Genomic DNA, 22,507 nt, shown 5'->3' with positions numbered 1-22,507 from the left:
CCGCCTACTCCCAGTCGGCTGCTCCGTGTGTTGAGGATCAGGGGTCATGGTTATGCGGGCAAAAGAGGGGTATGGGCATGGATCCTATCGATGAGAGCATCGACGCGGGGATCTTCATTACTCAACGGGTCCTGTAAAGCGATTGGGACCACGGAAGCGTCATCAAGGCGTAGGTGCATCCAGTCCGCAGCCAAATCGGCTCGGGCGTCCTGTGCGGCCCCAATGGCGCGCCCACGCAGGTGAGCGCGGGTAGTCGCAGGTGGAGTTGTCATGGCGGTACGCACCTGCTGGGCGGTGGTGAGGCGCTTCATCATGCCGCTATTTTCCATTTTCTCCACCATGCCCCCGGGCGTGATTTCGTGATACATGAGCATCAGCCGAGCAACCCGCGGATCGTTCAAAGCTGCGCCGGTGCGGGCGCAGTAGGAATCAAGAAGTCTCTTCTTAATGGCGAAATCGAGTTCCGTGTTAATGCTGCTCCAATCACCGCTTTCAATGGCACGCAAACCTCGGTTCCACAGATCAAGAACGTAGCGGTGCATAGAACTGAGCTCAGTGCCCTCAAGTCGAGTGATGACGCGTTGGCGAATCTGATCCTGGATGTGTACGGCTGTCATCATGCGGCCGTCAGTGAGCTCAAGGGTGACGGTTCCACTGAGATCATTGTTGATTTCGCGGATAGCGCGCATCGGGTCGGCCAAGGCGAGGTCGTGAATACGCAGGCCGTCCTCGACAGCGGTGAGAAGAAGCTCTGTGGCACCCACTTTCAGTGCTGTGGTCGGCTCGGCAATATTCGTGTCCCCTACGATCACGTGCATTCTTCGGTAGGAGCCTGAATCAGCGAGGGGTTCGTCGCGGGTGTTAATAATCGGACGCGAGCGTGTGGTTGCCGATGAGACAGCGTCCCACATTTGGTCCGCGCGTTGCGAGAAGCAGTAGGCGGCGGTGGGCGAGTCTGTACGAATATGCCCAGATCCCACGAGGATCTGGCGTGTGATGAAGAAGGCGACGAGGGCGTCAGCTACCTCACGGAAGTCGCGCCTGCGGTGCAGGAGGTAGTTTTCGTGGCATCCATAGGAGTTGCCCTGAGAGTCAAGATTATTCGCAATGAGGTGCAAGGAGGCTTCCACATTGTCAGCGCGCATGAGGGGCGCGGCTTCAAGGGAAAGGTCAACGAGCATTTGGCCGCCTGCTCGCACCTGTGCAAGGAGGTCCTCCAGGCGGTCACATTCGGCGGTGGCGTACTCGGGATGTGAGCCCACGTCAAGGTAGAGGCGGCCACCGTTGCGGGTGAATAGATTAGAGGTGCGCCCTGCATTGAGCAGGGGCGAGAAGAGGTAGCGAGCTGCTGCTTCAGCATCAATGGGGGGCGGCCCTCCTGTGGTGGAGGCCGCTGTCAGTCCATATTCCGTTTCGATGCCGAAGACTCGCCGTCTCATCTCACTGACCGCCCTTCTGCACGAAGCCTTGAACGAAGGCTTCGGCGTTGGTCTCGAGGACGGTGTCAATCTCGTCAAGGAGATCATCAATGGAGGTTGCCTGGGTTTGGACGTGCCCGGCGGTAAATTCGTCGTCGTTGTCGGAGTCGGCGGGACCGCCGTAGAGCTGTTCTTGAGCCACGTTTATTCCTTCAGATAAAAATGGTGGAAAGCCTGGGGGAAGAGGCCCTCAGGCGTTTCCCTCAATTATGGTGCCAGAACGGAGTAGATCGGCCAACGCCGGATCGGTATCGAGGGCGTCAGGTAGTGGACGTCTGACCAGACCAGCACGGGCAGGATCGTCCACAACGAGTGAGGTCCACGATGCTTTCACCAAGCCAGGTACCTGAGCGACGGCCATGCCCCGCAGGTGGGCGCGAGTATTGGTGGGGGCGGTATCGGCGGCGGCCTCAACCTCTTCAGGGGTGAAGAGGCGGCGAACTCGTCCAGCAGCATCGAGGCGAGCAACAAGGGAGCGACCGGGCCGCAGATCTGCCCACTGCAGGTCCATGGCAACAATGCGCGGGTCGTCCCAGTCCACACCGAGTCGTTCGCGTTGACGTCCAAATAACTGATACTTGGCGACCCATTCAACCTCGGTGGCAACAGAGAAGAGATCCGAGCGCATACGCTCACATACGCTCCCCCACAGATCAAGAACTTCTTGCGCTGCCGGGTCTGGTGCGATTCCCATGCGTTCGTAGGTGGCAAGCACTAGATCACGGTAGAGGAGCTGGAGCTCAACGGCGGTGTAGGAACGCCCTCCGGCCGTACTTACTCGGTAGTCAAGGTCGGGATGATGGCTAATCGCCCAGGTTTCCTGGACGGGGTCGGAGACAGCGAGGGCCTCCCATTCCAGCCCGATGCCTGCCTCGATCGCCCACAGGACAAGGGCCGTGGTGCCAAAACGCAGGAAGGCTGAGCAATCAAACATATTGCCGTCCCCGCCGATAACATGCAGCCTACGGTAAAGACGCGGGTCAGCGTGGGGTTCGTCACGGGTGTTGATAATCGGCCGATTAAAGGTGGTTTCGAGCCCAACCTCGTTCTCCACGAAATCAGCACGCTGGGAAATCTGGAAGCCGGCAACTTCGCTACGCTGTCCGATACCCACGCGGCCCGCCCCACACGTCACCGGGCGGGTAATCATGAAGGGAGTAAGGCCGCGGATGATGTCATCCAAATCCGTATCACGCTGCATCTGATAGTTCTCATGGGTACCGTAGGCGGCTCCCTTACCATCAGTGTTGTTCTTCACCAGCACAATGTTCTCGTGGCCCTGAGCGTGGGCCTGTTCCATCATGCGTCTCGCAATAACCTCGCCCGCACGATCCCACAGAACAGCGTCTCGCGGGCCACGTGTTTCCGGCGCGGAGTACTCAGGGTGCGCGTGATCGACGTACAAGCGAGCACCATTGGTCAGAACCGTTGCGGTTGCTGCGGGCAGTGCCAGCTCTTCAGGGGTTGGACGCGCGATCTCTTCACTGCCCCCTGAAGGTGCCAGGTGATAGGGATCGTCAGTGAGCTGAGAGGCGTGGGCTGCTGCCCGGTCCATGCGGTAGCCGCGCAAGTCATTGAGCGGATCTTCTGCGGTGTAATCCCAGCGCACGGGCGGCGCCCCTGCTGCCGGAGTATTGTCGCGAGACACCTGAGCGTAAGCTGCAACGACGTGGGAAGAAAGCGCCACGGGGTTGGCGTAGACGTCGCCAGGTCGGTAGACACCGTATTCGGTTTCTGTAGAGATGATCCTATCGACGCTCATGCCTGGACTTCCTCATGACTCCTGCTCTGACCGTCGCTCACTCGTGCCGCGAGAGGGCTGATGCCAACAATGTCCTCCCTCATACCAATAGTGCGCGACCATTCTTCTGCCGATTGCGAGGCAGCTAATTCCATTGACTCACGCATTTCTTCAGCAACACCATCAAGCAGGTGGGCTACAGCCAGACCATGTCCACGCCCGTGGAGAGCATCTTTAATGGCATTCTTCTTCGCCCTCTCAACAGTACCTGCGATAAGGGCACCGGAGACAATATCAGCCAGGTGAATACGCATCCGCGCCCCTGTGGACAGCGTGGCATCAAAGAGTGCGGTGTCCTCAGTGCGAGCGTAGAGGCGTTCAACTGCGGCCTCGGTCATGGCATTCAAAGCGGCCTCTACCGACCCTGCGGAGGCAACCTCGTCAGCGCGTAGCGGCAGATCGGGGGTGAGGTACTTCGAGAAAATGTCACGCGCACCCTCGCGATCGGGGCGTTCAACACGGATCCTCACGTCCAGTCGTCCGGGGCGGAGTACCGCAGGATCAATCATGTCAGCGCGATTGGAGGCGCCGATAATGATGACATTGTCGAGGGATTCCACGCCGTCCATTTCCGCCAGGAGTTGAGGGACGATCATGGTCTCAACATCGGAAGAAATACCGGTGCCGCGTGTACGGAACAGGGCTTCCATCTCATCGAAGAAGATGACAACAGGCACATCAGAGCTGGCCAAAGTACGGGCGCGAGAGAAGATCGCGCGAATTTGGCGTTCCGTCTCACCCACAAACTTATTCAGCAGCTCAGGGCCTTTAATCGACAGGAAGTAGGTGCGCTGACCCGCGCCCTTCCCCGACAATGAGTTCGCAACAGCCTTAGCAATGAGGGTCTTTCCCGATCCTGGCGGGCCGTACAGCAAAATGCCTTTAGGTGGGCGCAGTCCATAATCGCGATACAGTTCCGGGTGGCGGAAGGGTAGCTCAATAGCGTCGCGTACCTGCTGAATCTGCGAGGCCAGGCCACCAATGTCCTCATAGGACACGTCAGGAACCTCGGGGGTGAGCAATGCTTCAACGTCAGAACGCACGATACGTTCAAACGCATAGCCCGAGCGCAGATCGGTAATGACAGAATCCCCCGATCGCAAGTTCCCATGACGAAGCGGGCCTGCCAGGGTCAGGAGGTGTTCGGCGCCGCCCTCGACGCCAACAAGTACCCGATCCAAACCGACAGGTTCAAGGACGGTGGCGACTGTACCCGTGCGTGGGAAACGATCAGCAGCAACGGCAATGAGCTTGTCATCCACACGAACAAGCTGGCCGGCTGACAGGGACGAGAGGTCAAGTTGAGGTGCCACGGCAAGGCGCATAAGGCGCCCTTGCACGATAGCTTCGATGGTGCGTCCATCGCTATCAGCACTGACAAAAATGGCGAGGTTATGCGGCGGTTGGTTAATCTGACGCACCTGCTGTTGCATGGCGGCCAGCTGATTACGAGCGGTGCTCAAAGCAGCCGCTAGCCGAGTGTTCTTCTCCTCTTGAGAGATCAGTCGAGTTTTGAGGTCCTCGACCTGGGAGGCAAGGAAATCCTCACTCATTATTTCGGCCTTCCTCTGCGTCAGTCTCTACACGAGGCGTGGTGCCCTCGGGCGTCACTTCATCAACGGCGACAAGGACGTCGACCTTCGCTTTGAGGTCACGGCGCACCTTCCGAAGTTTCTTATCGGAGGGAACGCGGGCGCCGACGGCCTCGTCTGACCAGCCGTCCTCGTTATCCCACATGCCGTCAAGCCCTTCCGCAGACTTCGCAGGGCGCACGTCGCGCTCTTGCGGATCAACGCCGGGGGCAAGGCGACGCGCAGTGAGAAGGAAGCCCGTGTGGGCGACCATTCGATGTTCGGGGCGTACCGCGAGGCCATCAAGGTGCCACTCACGTTGGAGCGTTTCCCACGCGATAGGGTCGGTAAAATCGCCCGTTGACCGTAGATCCTCAACGAGACGAGACATCTGAGTGACGGTGGCGATGTAGCACAGGAGCACACCACCGGGAGTAAGCGCGTGAGCAACGGCTTCGAGATTCTCCCACGGGGCCAGCATGTCCAAGACAACACGGTCAACAGACCCCGCCTCAAGACTCATCAGGACGTCTGCGGCATCTCCAACACGCAGATCCCACGCGGGGTGGGGGCGGCCAAACCACAGGTCGACATTCCCGCGTGCAATCTCAGCAAATTCTTCACGACGTTCAACAGAAATCAGGTGTCCGTGCTCCCCCACTGCGCTCAGCAGCGACATGGCGAGCGCGCCAGAGCCGACACCTGCTTCAACAACGCGAGCACCGGGAAAAATATCTCCCATTTGGACGATGGTTCCAGCATCCTTGGGGTAGACCACTGCGGCGCCACGCGGCATGGACATGACATAGTCCGACAGGAGGGGGCGCAGGATCTGGAATTGCTTACCTTCGGGCGTGAGGATTACCTGTCCATCGGGGCGGCCGATCACCTCGTCATGCAAAAGCGTGCCACGGTTGGTTTGGAAGCGTCCGCCGGTTTGGAGGACGATCGTATGAAGCCGTCCCTTCGGGTCGCGGATCTGAACGCGGTCCCCCTCACGCAGGGGGCCGCGGCGCGCGTCTTGACCAAGAAGAGGACGAGTGCTGGTGGTATTTGATTCGATGCTCATCGTTTGACGATCCTACCGCTTTCTTCGTCTTCCAGGCCTGTGAGAATCACACTGTTTCGGGTGGAACCGGTTACGGTTAGTCCATGACTGATTCCACCACCGCCGACTCTTCTCTCTCTTCTTCCCCAGCTTCGGTATCCGCTGGGCCCATTGCTGCCTCCACGCAGGCCCCGCAATTGCAGGCTCCGGGTGTGCGGGGTGGTGCAGAAGTGGGGCAGGATTGGCGGCCAGCCCTATCAGCATCTCGGGCCAAGGAATATCAACGCTGTCCGTTGCAGTACCGGCTTCATGTGGTGGATCGCATGAAAGAACCTCCCACCCAGGCCACGGCAAGAGGCACACTCGTCCACTCTGTCCTAGAGAATCTCTACGATGCGCCCGCTGCAGAACGCACTCGTGAAGCTGCCCAGGAGCTGGTCACTCCGCTGTGGGAGGCAATGAAAGAGAACAATGACGAGGTCAGTGCGCTCTTTCCCACCGTCGAAGAGTTCAGTGAGTGGATGGCACAGACCAGAGACATGGTCGATCATTACTTCCGTATCGAAGATCCGCGCTGGCTTGAACCCTACGGGCGTGAAAGCCATGTGGTTGCTCACACCCCCGAAGGCGTGCGCCTGCGCGGCTTCATTGACCGCATTGATCGGGCGCCCAATGGGGCTTTGCGTGTGGTGGACTACAAGACGGGGCGTGCGCCCTCTCCACGTTTCCAGGAAGATGCACTCTTTCAGATGCGTTTCTACGCGCTGCTACTTCAGCTCACAGATCGCCTTCCGGCTCGGACACAACTGCTCTATCTCAAGTCTGGTCAGGTTCTAACCTTTGATCCTGAAGCCGCCGACATTGAACGTTTCCGTTTCGAGATCGCACGCCTCTGGGACGCCATTGAAGCCGATGCGCGCCGCGGGGCCTTCGCGCCTCGGAAAAATCCGCTGTGTAACTGGTGCGGTGTGCGTGCAGCCTGCCCACTCTTTGGCGGGACGACCCCTCCTCTGCCAGAGGATGGAATTGAAAAGCTACTCCAGACGCGCGCGAGCTAAGCCACGGGCTCCTTATCGGAGTTCAAGCCGCAACGTCACTCAAATCGACGCTCTCTCCTGACATGACACGACTAAGAAGGTCAGCGTCAATATCGGCCAAGGACCTCACTCGACTCACCCCAGGGAAAAGTTCGAGGTGTTGCATACCTGGCACCATAATCGTGCGCGCCCCGGCATCAACGGCCGCACGCATCCCCGGGAAGGAATCCTCCACCGCGACACAGTCTTCTGGGGGGACTCCCAGGCGTTCAGCAGCCAATAGGTAGCCAGCCGGGTCCGGCTTAGGGCGCTCCACGTCATCGCCGGCAACCATGAGCGTGATGCCTTCAACAGGAGCATTTGCCATGACCGCATCAGCGATGCGGTGGTAAGAGGCTGTCACGACGGCAATGGGCAAACCCAAGCTCCTCATTCGGGTCAGGAAGTCAGCAACGCCGGGAAGCCAGCGGACACCTCGTGTGTGGATGGTGCGGGCCACACGTTCGACGATCTCATGCTCGATCTCGTCTTGGCTGACCGAGGTACCCGTGAGTTCGATAATGGTGCGTGCGGTGGCATCAAGCGGTCCGCCTATAAAGGTCTGGCGAATCTCGGGGGTGAGAGTGCCGCCCAGCTCGCGGGTGAGCTCGAATTCAACCTCATCCCAAATTGGCTCAGAGTCAATAATTGTGCCGTCTTGATCTAAAAGGACAGCGGCGGGAAGGTGCACGGACACGAGACTTAGACTCCTACTGCGGTGGAGACAGGCGAGAGAACACCGGTGACAAGAAGAACAGTAATTACTGCCGCCAGGCCCAAACGATAGTAGACGAAGGGTGCGAAAGAGCCGGTCGAGATGAGCTTGAGGAACCAGACAATGACCGCGTACCCGATGGCAAAAGCTACGACAGTAGCCAGGATCGTGGGGCCAACCTCAACATAGTCGCCGCCTGTGGCAACCTTAGCAACCTTGTAGAAGCCCGAGGCGAAAACGGCAGGGAGGGCGAGGAGGAAGGAGTAGCGTGCTGCTTCAGGGCGGGAATAGCCCATAAAACGCCCCATCGTGATGGTTCCTCCCGAACGAGACACGCCGGGGATAAGCGCCATTGCCTGAGCGAAACCGTAGAGGACGGCATCCTTCCACGACATGGTGCTAAGAGATTTGGTGCGTGGCCCGTGGCGGTCAGCCCATCCAAGGAGCACAGCAAACAGGGCAAGCATGACAACGGTAATCCACAGGTTCCTGAACGTCGTGTCAATCCAGTCTTGAAGAAGAAGGCCCAGAATACCGATCGGCAGCGAGCCGACAATGATCATCCATCCCATGCGAACATCAGGGTTCGAGGAAGCTGTGCGCTTGGCGGCGGGTACCCACGGCATGGAGGAAAACCATGCACCGAGGATTCGGACGATGTCCTTCCAGAAGATAATGAGGACCGCAAGCTCGGTGCCAATCTGGGTGATGGCGGTAAAAGCTGCACCTGGATCAGTAATTCCGAGTAGTTCACTGACAATACGCAGGTGTGCGGATGAGGAAATAGGAAGGAATTCCGTGAGGCCTTGAACGAGGCCAAGAATGATTGCATCGAGCCAACTCATGCGTTCTACTTTACGCTCCGCCCTGAAGAATCTTGTCTGTCTGCGCGATGATTACCCGCTTAGTGGCGTAATACCCATTACGGTAGTGACATGGATTCTCGCCGCTGTGGATACTCAGGTTTGTTTGTTTCTAACCTTGGACTAGGGACCTTATTGTGGGGCCGTGATACACAGGAAAATGAAGCAATTGACATGCTTGCTGCCTTCGTTGATGCGGGCGGCACCCTCGTTGAGGTGTCCACTTCCTATGGTGACGGCGCAGCTCTTGAGACACTTGCCATAGCCCTGAAAGAAGTCGAGCGTAGCCGTATTGTCATTGCGCTGCGTGAAGGGCTATCCCCTGTGCATAGCGATGTTTCTTCACCTGCTGCTTCGCGTGCTTCCTTGCTGCGAGCCGTGGATACTGCTCGTCGCGTATTGGATACGCCCTACCTTGATCTTCTTGTCACAGGTCCAGATCACGTCACACCGTTAAAAGAAACGGTAGATACTGCAGTTGCTCTCCATGAGCGAGGCACTGTGCACTATTTGGGTATGTCTCACCGTGGGCTCTGGGATACGGCCTGGGCCTGCGGATATGTCAACGGAGCTGGGAAAGCACCCTTAACTGCCTGCGAAGAGGATGTCTCTTTACTGACATACCCGCGCGGCGCCTCCCTCATCCATCTGTCGCAGAAGGAGGGCCTTGGATTGCTGGCCCATTCACCTTTGGCCGGAGGTGTGTTGACTGGGAAGTATCGCCATTCGACTCCGCCGGATTCGCGGGCTGCCTCGGCGCATCTTCATCACCTTGTGGAGTGGGCGCTCAGCGGAGAACACCTGGGCATTGTTGAAGCGGTCGTTCGGGCTGCTGAAGGCTTGGGGCGGACGCCACTTGATGTTGCTGTGGCCTGGGTCCGTGACCTCGCGGGAGTTTCATCAACGATTGTCGGGCCGCGTACTCTACGCCAGTTGGAGCAGATTCTTGGAGGGTCAACGGAGCCTCTGCCTGGACAGATTCGTCAGGTACTCACGGAAATCGCCACGCGATAAACGCGCGGCGATCAAGGAAGCAGTCGGAGTATCCCCGAAGGCTTAAACCTCAATGATGAGAAGATCGTCGTCTTCATCCTCGTCAAGGTCATCGTCGTCGAGGTCATCTTCGTCGAAGTCATCCTCAAAATCATCCTCATCAACAATGTCGAAGGGCAATTCAATACCGAGTGTTGTGAAGAGGATGTCATCGTAGGTGAAAAATGCGTCCGATAGGCGTTCCTCAGCGTCAAGCAACTCGTCTGAGTCACTATCGACATCAGAGTTCGCCACCTCAAAGTGGAGTCGGAAGGCTTCAATAAGCTCATCGAGTGCTTTACGCGGTTCAGTACCCATAGACATAAGCCTACCTGCACATGAGCCCCCGGTGTGACCGGGGGCTCATAAAGCAGCCTATCTGTTATCGATCAGGGCAGGTTGAGCTGCGATCGGATAACCGACACCATCAGGTCAGTTCCCTTGATTTCCGCAGTTTCTTCCATACCAAGGATGCGGGTTTCACCATCGGCATCGAGAAGCTGCGAAGCACCCATCTGTGGCCCGAGGGGAAGAATGACCCATTCCTTCGTGGGCTGGTAGGACACTTCGGGTGCATCGCCAGAAAGCTGCGAAGCAATATTAGAGATGACAACGCGGGCCTGCTGACGAGCGGCATCGGCTCGCTTCGATTCGCGCACGTCGGTCAGGTCACCCACGGCGTAGACATTCTCGTGTCCGGTGACCTGCATGGTCGGTTCGACCCGCAAAGTGCCATCGGGGTGAAGAAGCGCCTCGTATTCAGTGCCAACTAGGTAGCCAGAGTTTGCGCGGGATCCAAAGCACTGGAACCAGATGTCAGCCTCAATGGTTTCACCGTCTTTAGTGGCAACGGTGAAGTGTCCGAGTTCGCCGACATTGTGAGGCGGAAGGTATGCCAGTTCAGCTCCGGTGATCACGCGGACGCCGAGTTCCTTGAGCTGGTCCTTGATTTCTTCGCGCAGTTCATTGGTGTAACCCGGGTTGGAGAGCAGATCGTCAGCTTTTTCCACGATGGTGATCTGGAGGGAGGGGAAGGCGCTGGCTAGCTCGCCGGTGAGTTCGATACCGACGGTGCCGCCACCAACAATGAGCACGGATTCGGCTGCGGCGAGGTTCTCATGCAGCTGTTCCAGACGGGCTTTAGCAACTTGAGCGCGTGAGGAGGAATACTTCGCGGGGAAGGGGTAGGTTGACCCGGTTGCGAAGATGACGTAGTCAGCTTCGATAGGGTCTTGACCGTAAACGTAAACGGTGGTGCCTTCAACCTTCGCGACGGTTCCCTGGATAACGGTGCCGCGGGTAAGGAGGTTGGAGTAGGGCATGAAGATGGCGTTTTCCCACACGTCATCAACGGCTGCGCGCAGTGCGGCAGCATGGTGAACAAACTGATCTTTTTGTTCGATGAGAATGACGTCGGCCAGCGGGTCAAGCCCCTTCGCTACGGTAATGCCGCCATAACCGCCACCAATCACCACGATACGAGCCACAGTTGTTTCTCCTGTCTGCTTTAAAACTCACTCCATCATCTCACGTCAGGTGCCATCCGTAATAGATGACTGAGGGCCTACTCAGTAGTGTGAGGATGATGACGCTATTGCCTCCCTGTTTGGTCGTGGGGACGCCTCGGAATCCCTCACGACCGTTTCGGGCCGTTCCTATTTGTCGAGGCCGAGGGCGCGTGCCACGTTTGGCGGGAAGAAATCGGGCCCCTTGAGGACTTTGCCGTCTTCTCGCAGTTTCACGGAGCCATCGGGCATGAGCTTGGAGAGGTTGGATGCCTGGACTTCAGCAAGAACAGCGTCAAGGTTAATGCCGGATTCGAGGGCCATGCCGTAGATGACGTAGATCATGTCAGCTAGGGCGTCTGCTGCCTCTACGACGTCGCGTGAGCCTTCGTCAGAGGCTACGCCACGAGCGAAAGCCTCTTCCGTAATGGCACGCGCCTGGGGCCCGTAAACAGCACCCATGAGTTCGGCAAATTCCTCGCCAATGAGTCCCATACGCATATTGAGGCGCTCGTAGTCCACCGTAGGCGTTTCACCTGCTGCCAGGCGGTCAGGCATGGAGTAGGTGCGGTGGAATTGGGCAACCAGTTCCCCCGGCTGCGAGGGATCAAGTGCGGGCCCTTGGCCTGCTGCGGGGCCAGGCCCGTCCCACGGCGTGCGAGGGCTACGAGTATCGCCAGGAAGCAAGGACGCTGCCCACTGGTCGGTAACCTCATTCCCCATTGTCACACCGCGCCAGACGCCTTCGCGCTTGAAACCACATTGCCAAGCAATCTTCCAGGAGGGCCAGTTTCCGACCTTGGCACGCCAGAGGATACGACCCGCATGAAGGTCACGAAATGCCCAATCGGCAACAAGATTAACAGCCTCGGTCACGTAACCCTGGCCGCGGAATTCTTTTCCAATCCAGTAGGCGACTTCGTGGGCGCGGTCGCCTGCGCGGAACAGAGAGAAAAGACCCATGAATGTGCCCGCGCCACTCTGACGAATTGCCCAGATAGGCTCGCCTTTGTCCCAGGTAGTGGCCTGAACCGCTCCCTTGATCCATTCCTCGGCCATATCTCGGGTGTAGGGGTTGGGGACTGTGGTCCAGCGCGGAATTTCAGGGTCTTGAGCGTGATGGTGCATATCCGTCACGTCGTCAAGCGTCAAGGGCGCGAGGATGATGCGCTCACCGATAAGGGTGCGGGGTTCAAGTGCGTCAACTTGGCCGTTTCGACTCATCGGGGGTCTCCTTCATGGGTGGTATTCCAAGCGGTTGTCAGCATATTCGTCATAGCGGTAACAGGTTGGGCACCTTGGACAACGAATTGTTGATTAATGAGGAAGGTGGGCACAGATTCAATACCCATTTGTACGGCGATCTGGTAGTCGGAAAATGCCTGAGCGGCGTATTCCTCGTCCGCTAAAGCGCTGAGGGCATCGTGAGGGTCCATGCCGACATCCTGAGCGCAGCCGACAAGCTCCTCGGGATGGGAAATATCGAGGCCCATCTCCAAGTGCGCGCGAGCGATTGCCTCCCAGACCTTGAAGTGGAGGGTGTCTGCCCCCGTTGTGTGGTCGCGGTAGAGGTCTTCTTCACGCGCTGCAGCAATCAGACGGAAGGCATTAGACGTGGGGGCAACGACAGTGCGATCCCAATCAAAGACAATCCCTTCAGCGCGACCAAGTTTGTCCAGGCGCTCGTATGCTGCCTGCAGTTCTTGGAAGTCCCAGCCTCGACGGTTCGTCATGTAGTGGGCGTGGGATTTTTCCCAGCGCACGTCAAGCTCTGGATCAAGGAAGTACGCATGGAGTGCGACCTCAACACGATCAGCATAAGGGAAAGAGGCGAGTGCTCCGCGTAGGTGGCGCACCCCCAGGTAGCACCACGGGCAGGTGACATCGGCCCACACGTCAATATGCATTGTGCCTCCCTTAAGAGTCATCTCCACGAGCAGCGTGTCGTAACTCAGCTATTTTCGGTGAGTGTTGAGCCGACTCAGGTATGCGGTTCAGCGTGGATTCACCAGAAGAAAAGAAAAACGGCGACATGGTCGAAACCATGTCGCCGCAACTGACTGGCGGTTTCCCACCTATTCAGTTAAGTGCGCGGAGGGGGACTTGAACCCCCACCCTCGAATAATGAGGACTAGCACCTCAAGCTAGCGCGTCTGCCTATTCCGCCACCCGCGCAGGTGACTTCACGAGTCAGTCACAAGTTCTGGCCCCGTGTGCGAGTAAGAGATTAGCACGTTTGGGGTCACCTTCGCCAAATCGGCTGTATTCTTCGATTTTTCCGCAGGTTTGAGCGTTTTCTTCGGGTTTGAACCCGACTTCGACGCACTTTCAGCCACTAATTAAGGCAGTGGCGTCAGTCACGTCGGACGCATGAAGAGTGCGACTGAGAGCTCGTTAGAAAGTCACTCGCACTCAGATAGCGCTCTTTTTCAGACGTCGCTCAACGGCCAAGAAGACGCGAACAATCTGGTCGATGTCTTCTTCTGTCATGCCATCAAGCAGGTACTCACGCACAGTCTCTTGGTGCAATTCAGTCACCTTCAGAACTGTTGTGACGCCCTTTTCTGTCAAAACTGCGTCATAGCCTCGGCCATCGTTTGCCGCTGGCACTCGTTCAACGAGCCCGTCCTTGACGAGGTTATTGACCAGGTAGGTCACTCGAGAGGGCGAGTAGACAACCTTCTCGGCAATCTCCCCCATACGCAGGGTGTGAAGCTCAGCCTCCCATAGCGCCAGAAGAATGTTGTAGTCAGGCAGACTAACGTTGTACGACTTCTTCAAACGCGCTTCAAGGATGCCTTGCAGGCGACCCGACGCCTCAAAAAATACTCGCCAGGCCTTGGAGCGCTGGTTGTCAAACTCATTGATCGGATTTTTTCGTTGTCCTTCAGTCATAGTTCCCCCAGATTTCATGGTCACCTCGGCAGACATATTAAGCTCCCTTTATGAGAAAGTATGTCTACACACCAATAGTCTGGCATACTCTTTGCTCTTCTCTAACATCCCTTAGACCTAGTTAGCGAAAATCACGAGAGTGAACCATCTTTCGTCCTGCTATTGGCTCCATATGATGTGCCAGGATACTCACCGCACCATGTCCTTCCTCAACCATGCCCCGAACGATCAATGCTGAGCTTTCTCGGCCCACGGTTGAGAATCTCTTCCACATACCCGCGCTGCAGGTGATGTTAATAAGACCTGTTTCGTCTTCAAGGGAGAGAAAAACAATCCCCTTCCCTGTTGCAGGAGCTTGGCGGTGAGTAACTAATCCGGCAACACTCACGATTTGCCCTTTTAATCCTCGACAGATGCGATCCGCCCTGCTGACCCCCCTTGAATCTAAGCGCTGACGAATATGCTCGATAGGGTGACTTTCCGGGGTCACGCGCATGGCTTCGTAGTCAGCAACCAGAACTTCAGCACCATTCATGGCATCGAACTGGGGAGACGGGACAACAAGCTCCAATCCCGGCAGAACTGCTTGTTCTTCCTTCTCTCCCCCAACTTGTGCCGCCTCCCACATCCCCGCACGACGTTCGATTCCCATACTCTCCAGAGCGCCAGCCTGAGCAAGCAAATCCATTTCATGCCGACTTAAACGAGAGCGCCGAGCTAAATCCGCACTATCAACGAAAGGATGCTCTCCCCTGGCGTCAACGATCCGGCGAGCGGCCTCGCCAAGTCCTGCGATACTGTCCAATCCAAGTCGCAACTCCCACCGGGAAGACACCCTCACTCCCCTGCTCCAGCGCCTTTCCTCAGCGTCTTGTTCCTCACAGCACAATCGCGGATGGGCCTTTATCTGCGAAAGATTCACATCAGGACGCCCCACACGCACGCCATGGCGTCGCGCATCATGCACAAGCGAAGCCGGCGAATAAAAACCCATTGGTTGGGAAGCAAGAAGCGCCGCATAGAAAACTTCCGGGTAGTAGACCTTCATCCAGGATGAGGAGTACACCAGGTGAGCAAAAGAAAAAGCATGCGATTCTGGAAAACCAAACTCAGCAAAGCCCTGCAAATGCCGATACACCTGGTCGGCCACTTCTTGTCCGATCCCCCGCTCAGCCATCCCTTCAACCAATAGGGGGTAAAGAGCCGCCATCCGTTCCGGTGATCGTTTAGACCCCATGGCACGACGCAGCTCATCAGCTTGCGCAGGAGTAAAACCTGCTGCATCCATCGCGATCTGCATCAGTTGTTCCTGAAAGATCGCTACTCCCATAGTTTTTTCAAGGGCAGGTTTGAGAGCCTCATGCAGGTATGTGATCGCTTCTTCACCTCGTCGACGCCGCAAATAGGGGTTAACGGCCTGCCCCTGGATAGGCCCAGGGCGGATGAGGGCCACCTCAACAACAATGTCGTAAAAGCAACGCGGTCGCAGACGAGGCAGAGTGTTCATCTGCGCTCGCGACTCCACTTGAAACACCCCAACCGTATCTGCTGCACACAGCAGGTCGTAAATACGAGGATCTTCGTGAGGAAGATTATGTAAAGAGTACGGCGTTCCCTCATCCCCACGTTCACCGAAGGATTCAATCCATTGAAAACCACGCCGAAGAGCACTGAGCATCCCTAAACCAAGAAGATCAAACTTCACAAGGCCAGCGTCCGCGCAATCGTCCTTGTCCCATTGCAGGACACTGCGATCGGGGGTGGCGGCCCAGGAAATTGGACACACTTCTGAGACTGGAGTTTTTGTCAGAACCATCCCTCCGGTGTGGATTCCCATATGGCGAGGCAAACGTTTCAGAGCGTCAGCAACACGGCGCACCTGTGTCGGGAGTTGAGAGATCGAGACCGCGGTATGTGTGGGGCTAGGGTTCCTTTGCTCACGACGATTGTTGTCGGTGTCGGCTGGGGATTCCTGCGTGAGCTGCTGGATGGTGCTCGCTTCCTCTTCTTCCCAGCGATGTCGATTCTTTGACCATGCTCGAGAAACTTCCTCAGGAAAGCCGAGTGCCTTTGCCGCGTCGTAGGTTGCTGAACGAGCACGGTAGCTAATCACTGTAGCTACCTGTGCGGCATATTCTCGTCCGTAACGAGCGTAAACATGTTGGATGACTTCTTCACGGCGCTCAGACTCAATGTCAATGTCAATATCTGGGGGCCCCGAGCGACCTGTTGATAAGAAACGTTCAAAAAGCAACTGATGCTGGACGGCGTCTACGGCGGTAATTCCGAGGGCGTAACACACCGCTGAGTTTGCTGCAGAGCCACGCCCTTGACAGTAGATACCCTGCTGAGCGCAGAAATCAACGATTTCCTTGACGATAAGAAAATATCCGGGGAATGTGAGGGCTTCGATGACTTCTAGTTCGTGATCAATAGTGCGCCATGCCCGTGGATGTTCCTCGCGCGTACCATAGCGTTCTTGAGCACCACGGTAGGTCAGCTCTCTGAGCCATGTCGCGTCCGTATGACCTGCGGGTACATATGCGCGTGGGAGCTCAGGGGCAATAAGTCGTAGATCAAAGGCGAACTCTCGCCCGTATTCGGCAGCAGTTCTGACAGCCTGCGGATGACGCCAGTGGATGGCACACATTTCTTCAGCACTGCGCAAAAAGGCCCCTTGTGCAGGCAGGTGGGCTTCCACCTGCGTCAAAGTGGCGTGCAGACGCGTTGCTGTCAATACATCTGCGAGGTGTTGACCAGCGGGAGTTGCACTGCGCACTGCCCCGGTGGCGACAAGGGGAAGTTTCGCCCACTGCGCAAGTTCAGCAAGAGTGTCAGCTAATTCTGGGGGGTCTGTTGGCGTCAAGACGCTTTCCACCAGCACGTTCTCAGAACCAAAAAGCTCAATGAGCTCCCTAAGAACTTTCCGTGCGGCATCAATGCCTTCACTGCGGAGCGCTCGGCGAAGGGGGCCTCGTGCGCTTCCTGTCAGCACGGCCCACTGGCCCCCAGCGTGTTCTGCCAAGGTCGGCAGGTAATGACGGCAGAAGCGCTGCCCCGGGTGAGAAAGGGTGTACTCACTCATAGCCCGGCAAAGACGCGTGTATCCCTCAGGAGTTTGAGCAAGAATCGGCAGTCGAATACCCGGTTCATCAGCACCTTTTACCAGCCCCCAGCCGGGGGAAAGAGCCTCGTTGAAGCGAAGGTCAACAAAATAGGTCGGATCGAGGGTCAGTTCAGCACCGTGCACATAGGGCACCCCTTGAAGTCGTGCGGCCGTTGCGCTTTGAATCGCCGAATACATGCCGTCGACGTCAAGGACTGCAAGGGCTTCTAATCCGACATTGCGGGCAGCAGCAACAAGTTCCTCAGGTTGGGAAGAGCCTTCCAGGAAGGTAAAAGCTGAGTGTGCGTGAAGTTCTGCGTAAGCTGCGGGGCCCATCCCCACAGTATAGAACATATGTTCGATTCCCTGTTTTTGTTTTGCCTCATGCGCTGAAATTACTAGGCTAGAACAGTGATGATGAACGCTGCCGTCCTTCATAGGCCTGGCCATTTGAGCTATGAGCCCGTGCCCCGCCCCACGATTGATGCCAATGAGCTTTTGGTTGCCATCGAAGCCAACACTATTTGCGGCACTGACTTACGTTTGATGGATGGGACAAAAACTGCCGGTGTTCGCCCCGGCGTCATTCTTGGACACGAGTTTGCCGGTCGCATTGCTGAAGTCGGCAGCGCTGTCAAGAACTGGCATATTGGTCAGCAGGTTTCGGTTTCCCCCGCTGTGGTGTGCGGACAGTGTCCACCTTGCCGACGTGGACAAGAGAATCTCTGCGATTCTCTGAAACTCTTTGGCTATGAGTTTGATGGCGGTTTGGCAGAATATGTGCGTATTCCCGCCGCTGCTTTAGAACGCGGATGCGTGATCTCACCTCCACAGGAAGTGCCAGCCCCGCTTTTGGCCCTGGCTGAGCCTTTAAGCTGCTGCTTAAACGGGCAGCGACGTAGTCCCATTGATGCTGGCATGACCGTGCTGGTCATTGGCACAGGGCCAATCGGATTGATGCACTGTGCTCTGGCCGCTCATGCAGGTGCGCGGGTGATCGCCTGCGGCAGGCAGGGGCGACTCGCTCCTGCCCACAGCATGGGCGCCACCGTGACAACTTCCCTGACGGGCGAGGACCTACGAGACTTTGTCCTCAATGAAACCGAAGGGCAGGGAGCAGACCTCGCCATTCTTGCAGTAGGCGCCTCTGAAGCGATCACGCCCGCCTTGGAATGTGTGCGTTCCGGTGGAACGATCGATTTCTTTGCCGGTTTCCCGAAGGGAATCACGGTCGACATCGATCCCAATGCCATCCACTATCGTGAGATCAGCATCGTGGGAAGTGCAAATGCTCGCTTCGAGGACCATCGACGAGCTGTGCAGATGATCGCCAACGAAGAGATTGATCTTTCTGCTCTTGTGACACACACCTTCCCCTTGAGCAAACTTGAAGAAGCTGTGCGCACGGTCCGCGAGCGCCTGGGGCTGAAAGTAGCGCTCCTGCCGTAAACAGGACCGTTAGAAATACTCCCCGAATCCGCTGCTTTCCTGCCTGCAGATTGGGCGGCGCTTACCAGACGGAGTCGAAAAGGGCGCGTATATCTTCTACCTTGAGCTGATTTTGTCCGAAGGATTCTTCGCTCATGACTGCATCAACGAGGGCGCGTTTGCGTTCTTGAAGGGCAATAACCTTATGTTCGATGGTGCTCTGTGCGACGAGGCGATAGACCGTGACTTTCTTGTCTTGACCGATGCGGTGAGCTCGGTCGATGGCCTGTTCTTCGGCGGCAGGGTTCCACCAGGGATCCATGACGTAGACGTAGTCGGCTTCCGTTAGGGTAAGGCCTGTTCCGCCTGCCTTGAGGGAGATGAGGAAAACGCTTGCTTTGCCTTCGCGGAAGGTATTGATGATTGCCTGCCGGTGGCGAGTTGTGCCGTCAAGCTGCACGAAAGAGATTCCAGCGCCTGCGAGTGCGCGAGCTATTCGTGCCAGGTAGGAGGTGAATTGGCTGAACACGAGTACTTGGTGTCCGCCGGGCACGATTTGTTCGAGTTGTTCGACAAGGAAGTCTGTTTTTGCTGAGGAGATATCCGCGTGTTCTCGGTCAACGAGGGCGGGGTCGAGTGCGAGTTGTCGCAATCGCGTCATAGCGGCCAGCACTTCCATCCGGTTGGCGCGCCCGTGGCGCAAAATCCCTAGCACATGGGCGCGCTCGCGGGTGAGGTGGCGTTCGTAGAGACGTCGATGTTCGACGGTGAGGGGGATTTCGAGGAGGAAATCGCTGCGTTCAGGAAGGTCTGCGGCAACGTCTTCTTTTGTTCGGCGCAAAATGAAGGGGGAAACGAGGGAGTGGAAGCGTTGCAGGTGACGTGTGGAGCGCTCCTGTTCGATGGGCCGCCGCATGCCTTCGTTGAAGTCTGTCCAGCGTGGGAGTAGCCCCGGGCAGGTGAGGCGAGAAATGGCCCATATGTCAGTCAGGGAGTTTTCTATGGGCGTTCCCGTTACTGCGATGCACCAGGGTGTTGTGAGATCAGCGAGGGCTTTGTGAGCCGCAGTGCGGGGATTCTTCACCATTTGCGCTTCGTCGATGATGAGGCCGCCCCAGGGGTGTTCGGCCCAGAGGGAGGCATCGAGTCGAGCGACAGCGTAGGAGGTGACGACGATATCGGCTTTTTCTCGGATGTGGGTGAGGGCGTGTAGGGCTTTTTTCTGCGTGGTGGTAACTGTTTCGATCTTGAGGTGAGGGAACCATCGGCGTGATTCAGCCTCCCAGATTCCCACGACCGAGGTGGGAGCGACAACCAGAATTGGAAGGGTGCGCGCGTCCTTGCCTGCGTTGCTATAAGGAGTTGTTTCTGGTTGTGTGGATGGTGTTGTGCTATGAGTGGTGGAGAGTGTGAGCTGATGCTGCTTGTATGAGGCGATAGCTGCGAGGATCTGTAGGGTCTTTCCCAGGCCCATGTCGTCGGCAAGAATCCCTCCCATATTGGAGCGCATGAGGCCCGTTAGCCATTCGTGCCCTGCGCGCTGGTAGGAACGCAATAGGTGAGCGTCGATGCCTGCGAGGGGAAGTGGGTCGATGCTGCCTCGTCCAGGAAGAGACTGTATGCGTTCGGTCCATTGTTGAGAGGCGGTAGCGTGGTGGGAGAGCCCGCAGATTGATTCCCAGAGGCTGACATGCCAGGGCTGAAGGCGAGCTTTCCCTGTGGATGTGGGGTGTATGAGTGCAGCTTGCGCGAGTAGGTCCCGGAGTTCTTCGATGCGTTCGGATTCAATACGTACCCATGTGCCGTTGACGTGAAGATATTCTTCTCCTGCGGCAACGGCGCGTAGTACGCGTTCAAAGGGAACCTTCTCATTTCCTACGCTGAGGGTGGCCTGTAGATCAAACCAGTCGTTGTCGCGTGTCGCTTGGAGGTCAATTGCGAGTTCCAAAGGCGTGTCGCTGACAACGAGTTCAGCGATCTCGGGGGCAATCTGCCACACGATATGCGGGTGTTCTGAGAGAGAATCGGACATGTCGAGGAGTTCGGGAGCGCGCCAAGCGGGCAGGGCAAGAGGTTCCCATGCGCGAGTATGCTGCGCAACTTTCTCTGTGCTCATGTTGAGGAGCTGTTCAGTATCGCTGGCGCAGATGGAGCGTCGCACATGCTCCAAGAGGGGCGGCACACGCGGGTCAATGACTCCTTCACGCAAAAAGTCTGGATCTAGAGGCACGGTAGTTGGCCCCTGTGGGGTGACATAGGTGAGTCCCCATGTCACATGAATCTTTTCCTTGCTACTTGTTGCGACATTCAGGCAGACTCGAGGGGCTTCTACGGCCGCGTCACTATCGACTTCCACGTCGTAGCGTGCTTTCAGACTTTCAAGATGGTAGGCCCAAAACTCCGCCTCGTCGCTGTGAGGAATGTTGAGTATCGGCAGTTCTTCGAGGCAGGCTTCTGCGTTACTGTCTTGGCTGCGAAGGCGGCAACCACCCTCCATGATGAACAGGCCGGTATCAGGGTCGTGGAAGCCTACAGCATGTGATGGAGGGGCAGGACGTAGCTGCGGCCTGAGGGTAATACCTTCTGTTGTGCGCTTCAAGGAATAGAAGGAGCTGGGTCCTTTGTGTTCTAAGACGATCTCTTGCCATTCGTGGGTGTCGCATAGCAGGGTGACGCCCATGCTCTGAAGACGTCGTAGCCAACTGAAAGCTTCTTCTCCTATGGAGGACAGGCTCACTTCTCCGGGAGAAAACCATTGGCGGCCTCGCCGTGACATTCTGTATCCGTCTCGGAAGGCTGCAACGTGGGTGGGATTTAATCCGTCCGTAACGGATGCCCATTGGGTAGATGTCAGATCAGTCCAACTTGCTCGTTTTGTCACCCACCGTCGAGTTTGTCCGGGACGCATAGGGGTGAGCCATATTTCTTCTCCGGGTGCGCGGACTTCAATGTAAAGGGCAAGGGAATCACCTGAAGCGCCACTTCCCCCCAGCAGCAGATCGAGTTCTTCACGCCAATGTTGAACGTTGACCTGCAGGCGTTGCTCCTGAGCAATAGCTGTTTCCCGAGCCCGAAGAAAAAGCGCAACCGTGTGTTGGCAATCGCCTTCCAGAAGGCATGCACATTGGGAACGCAGTCGACCGTCATGAGCGGCGAGTACAGCCCTGTAGGCCAAGCCATCGGCTCGGATGCGACCCGCTACGGCGTCCCCATCCCATTCGCAGGAGGAAACTCGCCCCTGGTGAAAGGCACGTTGACCGTGGCCCCATTGCACGCTTCCAACCTGTGCTTTGAGGTCTTCATCGCTTAGACGCATAAGCAGGTGCAAGAGCTCCTGCTGGCGTGGAGTACGGGCGGTGTCGATCGTTATTCCCCCAACGCTCCGTGGGATTCTTGGAGGTAGCACACTCCGCAGAGGGATTCATATTCAGCGTCGATACCGTCAATAGATACTTGATTCCCGTCGAAGACAAAGGCGTCTCCGATTCGACGCCCATTGAAGATTGCTTTTCGGCCGCATCGGCAGATGGTTTTGAGCTCCTCAAGGGAATGACTGATTTCTAAAAGACGTCGAGCGCCCGGGAAAGCCACGGTTTTGAAGTCTGTGCGAATACCGTACGCAAGTACGGGAATATTGTCCTCTACCGCTAGCCTCAGGGCATCGTCTACTTGCGTGGGCGTGAGGAATTGCGCTTCATCAATCAAAATGGCGGCTACGGGCCGGGGATGTTCGGGAGATTGCGCATCCTGGGCGCTGGCACAGGCGACGCGCTCGCGGAGGGAATCTTCTGTTTCGATGAGAATGTCAACTTCGCGAGCAACTCCAAGACGCGAGAGGATGTTCTTATCCCCTTTGATGTCGATGTGGGGCTTCATTAGAAGGACACGTTGCCCTCGTTCTTCATAGTTGTAAGCGACTTGCAGCAGAGCGGTTGATTTCCCTGAGTTCATCGCTCCGTACCGGAAGTACAACTTAGCCATTCGGCTCC

18 protein-coding genes and 1 tRNA gene are annotated in these 22,507 nt (G+C 57.0%); 3 read left to right on the top strand and 16 right to left on the bottom strand.

The window, feature by feature from the left end:
* Positions 1 to 50: 50 nt before the first annotated feature.
* Genes pafA through EII11_RS00275 form a run of 5 tightly spaced genes read right to left on the bottom strand, consistent with a single transcriptional unit; the run spans position 51 to position 5,919 of the window.
* Positions 51 to 1,439, bottom strand: coding sequence for a Pup--protein ligase (pafA, locus tag EII11_RS00295; protein ID WP_124867455.1), 1,389 nt, complete (start codon positions 1,437 to 1,439; stop codon positions 51 to 53).
* Between the two features lies 1 nt (position 1,440).
* A complete protein-coding gene (locus EII11_RS00290) occupies positions 1,441 to 1,620 on the bottom strand; it encodes a ubiquitin-like protein Pup (protein WP_124867453.1) in 180 nt (59 codons plus the stop codon).
* A gap of 48 nt (positions 1,621 to 1,668) precedes the next feature.
* Positions 1,669 to 3,240, bottom strand: a complete 1,572-nt coding sequence (gene dop / locus EII11_RS00285; protein ID WP_124867451.1) for a depupylase/deamidase Dop — start codon at positions 3,238 to 3,240, stop codon at positions 1,669 to 1,671.
* On the bottom strand, positions 3,237 to 4,832 hold the full coding sequence (arc, locus tag EII11_RS00280; protein WP_124867449.1) for a proteasome ATPase: 1,596 nt from the start codon (positions 4,830 to 4,832) through the stop codon (positions 3,237 to 3,239). The genes dop and arc overlap by 4 nt, the downstream gene beginning before the upstream one ends.
* Positions 4,825 to 5,919 carry a tRNA (adenine-N1)-methyltransferase gene (locus EII11_RS00275; protein WP_124867447.1) on the bottom strand — a complete coding sequence of 365 codons (1,095 nt, stop codon included), beginning with the start codon at positions 5,917 to 5,919 and terminating at the stop codon, positions 4,825 to 4,827. Before EII11_RS00275 ends, arc begins: the two co-directional genes overlap by 8 nt.
* An 83-nt stretch (positions 5,920 to 6,002) precedes the next feature.
* Between EII11_RS00275 and EII11_RS00270 the strand changes: the two genes are divergently transcribed.
* On the top strand, positions 6,003 to 6,956 hold the full coding sequence (locus EII11_RS00270; protein ID WP_124867445.1) for a RecB family exonuclease: 954 nt from the start codon (positions 6,003 to 6,005) through the stop codon (positions 6,954 to 6,956).
* Between the two features lie 22 nt (positions 6,957 to 6,978).
* Here the strand turns inward: EII11_RS00270 and EII11_RS00265 are convergent, their stop codons facing one another.
* On the bottom strand, positions 6,979 to 7,671 hold the full coding sequence (locus EII11_RS00265) for an HAD family hydrolase (RefSeq protein ID WP_124867443.1): 693 nt from the start codon (positions 7,669 to 7,671) through the stop codon (positions 6,979 to 6,981).
* 5 nt (positions 7,672 to 7,676) lie between these two features.
* Positions 7,677 to 8,534 (bottom strand): undecaprenyl-diphosphate phosphatase, encoded by an 858-nt coding sequence (locus EII11_RS00260; RefSeq protein ID WP_124867441.1) that lies wholly within the window; start codon positions 8,532 to 8,534, stop codon positions 7,677 to 7,679.
* A 90-nt stretch (positions 8,535 to 8,624) separates the two neighbouring features.
* On the opposite strand from EII11_RS00260, the gene EII11_RS00255 reads away from it, so the two are divergent.
* Positions 8,625 to 9,566, top strand: a complete 942-nt coding sequence (locus tag EII11_RS00255; RefSeq protein ID WP_124867439.1) for an aldo/keto reductase — start codon at positions 8,625 to 8,627, stop codon at positions 9,564 to 9,566.
* A gap of 42 nt (positions 9,567 to 9,608) precedes the next feature.
* Here the strand turns inward: EII11_RS00255 and EII11_RS10430 are convergent, their stop codons facing one another.
* From EII11_RS10430 to EII11_RS00220, 7 genes are all read right to left on the bottom strand, one after another.
* On the bottom strand, positions 9,609 to 9,902 hold the full coding sequence (locus tag EII11_RS10430) for a DNA primase (RefSeq protein ID WP_165867011.1): 294 nt from the start codon (positions 9,900 to 9,902) through the stop codon (positions 9,609 to 9,611).
* Between the two features lie 71 nt (positions 9,903 to 9,973).
* Entirely contained in the window at positions 9,974 to 11,071 is a 1,098-nt protein-coding gene (locus tag EII11_RS00245; protein WP_124867436.1) for an NAD(P)/FAD-dependent oxidoreductase, read from the bottom strand.
* Positions 11,072 to 11,239: 168 nt separating this feature from the next.
* Positions 11,240 to 12,313, bottom strand: coding sequence for a GNAT family N-acetyltransferase (locus EII11_RS00240; protein WP_124867434.1), 1,074 nt, complete (start codon positions 12,311 to 12,313; stop codon positions 11,240 to 11,242).
* On the bottom strand, positions 12,310 to 12,996 hold the full coding sequence (locus EII11_RS00235) for a DsbA family oxidoreductase (RefSeq protein ID WP_124868218.1): 687 nt from the start codon (positions 12,994 to 12,996) through the stop codon (positions 12,310 to 12,312). Before EII11_RS00235 ends, EII11_RS00240 begins: the two co-directional genes overlap by 4 nt.
* A 181-nt stretch (positions 12,997 to 13,177) precedes the next feature.
* Positions 13,178 to 13,264, bottom strand: a tRNA-Leu gene (locus tag EII11_RS00230).
* 237 nt (positions 13,265 to 13,501) lie between these two features.
* Positions 13,502 to 13,984, bottom strand: a complete 483-nt coding sequence (locus EII11_RS00225; protein WP_205649198.1) for a MarR family winged helix-turn-helix transcriptional regulator — start codon at positions 13,982 to 13,984, stop codon at positions 13,502 to 13,504.
* Positions 13,985 to 14,105: 121 nt separating this feature from the next.
* Positions 14,106 to 17,426 carry an error-prone DNA polymerase gene (locus EII11_RS00220; RefSeq protein ID WP_205649180.1) on the bottom strand — a complete coding sequence of 1,107 codons (3,321 nt, stop codon included), beginning with the start codon at positions 17,424 to 17,426 and terminating at the stop codon, positions 14,106 to 14,108.
* Between the two features lie 78 nt (positions 17,427 to 17,504).
* On the opposite strand from EII11_RS00220, the gene EII11_RS00215 reads away from it, so the two are divergent.
* The gene (locus EII11_RS00215) at positions 17,505 to 18,539 is read left to right on the top strand and encodes an alcohol dehydrogenase catalytic domain-containing protein (RefSeq protein ID WP_240623019.1); all 1,035 of its coding nucleotides are present in this window, start codon (positions 17,505 to 17,507) and stop codon (positions 18,537 to 18,539) included.
* A 61-nt stretch (positions 18,540 to 18,600) separates the two neighbouring features.
* Here EII11_RS00215 and EII11_RS00210 read toward each other — a convergent pair whose 3' ends face one another.
* Both EII11_RS00210 and EII11_RS00205 read right to left on the bottom strand, forming a co-directional pair.
* The gene (locus tag EII11_RS00210; RefSeq protein ID WP_165867009.1) at positions 18,601 to 21,834 is read right to left on the bottom strand and encodes a DEAD/DEAH box helicase; all 3,234 of its coding nucleotides are present in this window, start codon (positions 21,832 to 21,834) and stop codon (positions 18,601 to 18,603) included.
* Between the two features lie 50 nt (positions 21,835 to 21,884).
* A complete protein-coding gene (locus tag EII11_RS00205; RefSeq protein WP_124867425.1) occupies positions 21,885 to 22,499 on the bottom strand; it encodes a thymidine kinase in 615 nt (204 codons plus the stop codon).
* Positions 22,500 to 22,507 lie beyond the last annotated feature (8 nt).

Origin of the sequence: Schaalia canis (assembly GCF_003858455.1) — a bacterium.
GTDB lineage: Bacteria > Actinomycetota > Actinomycetes > Actinomycetales > Actinomycetaceae > Pauljensenia > Pauljensenia canis.
The sequence above is the reverse complement of the archived record's forward strand: the minus strand, read 5'-3'. Positions and strand labels throughout refer to the sequence as shown.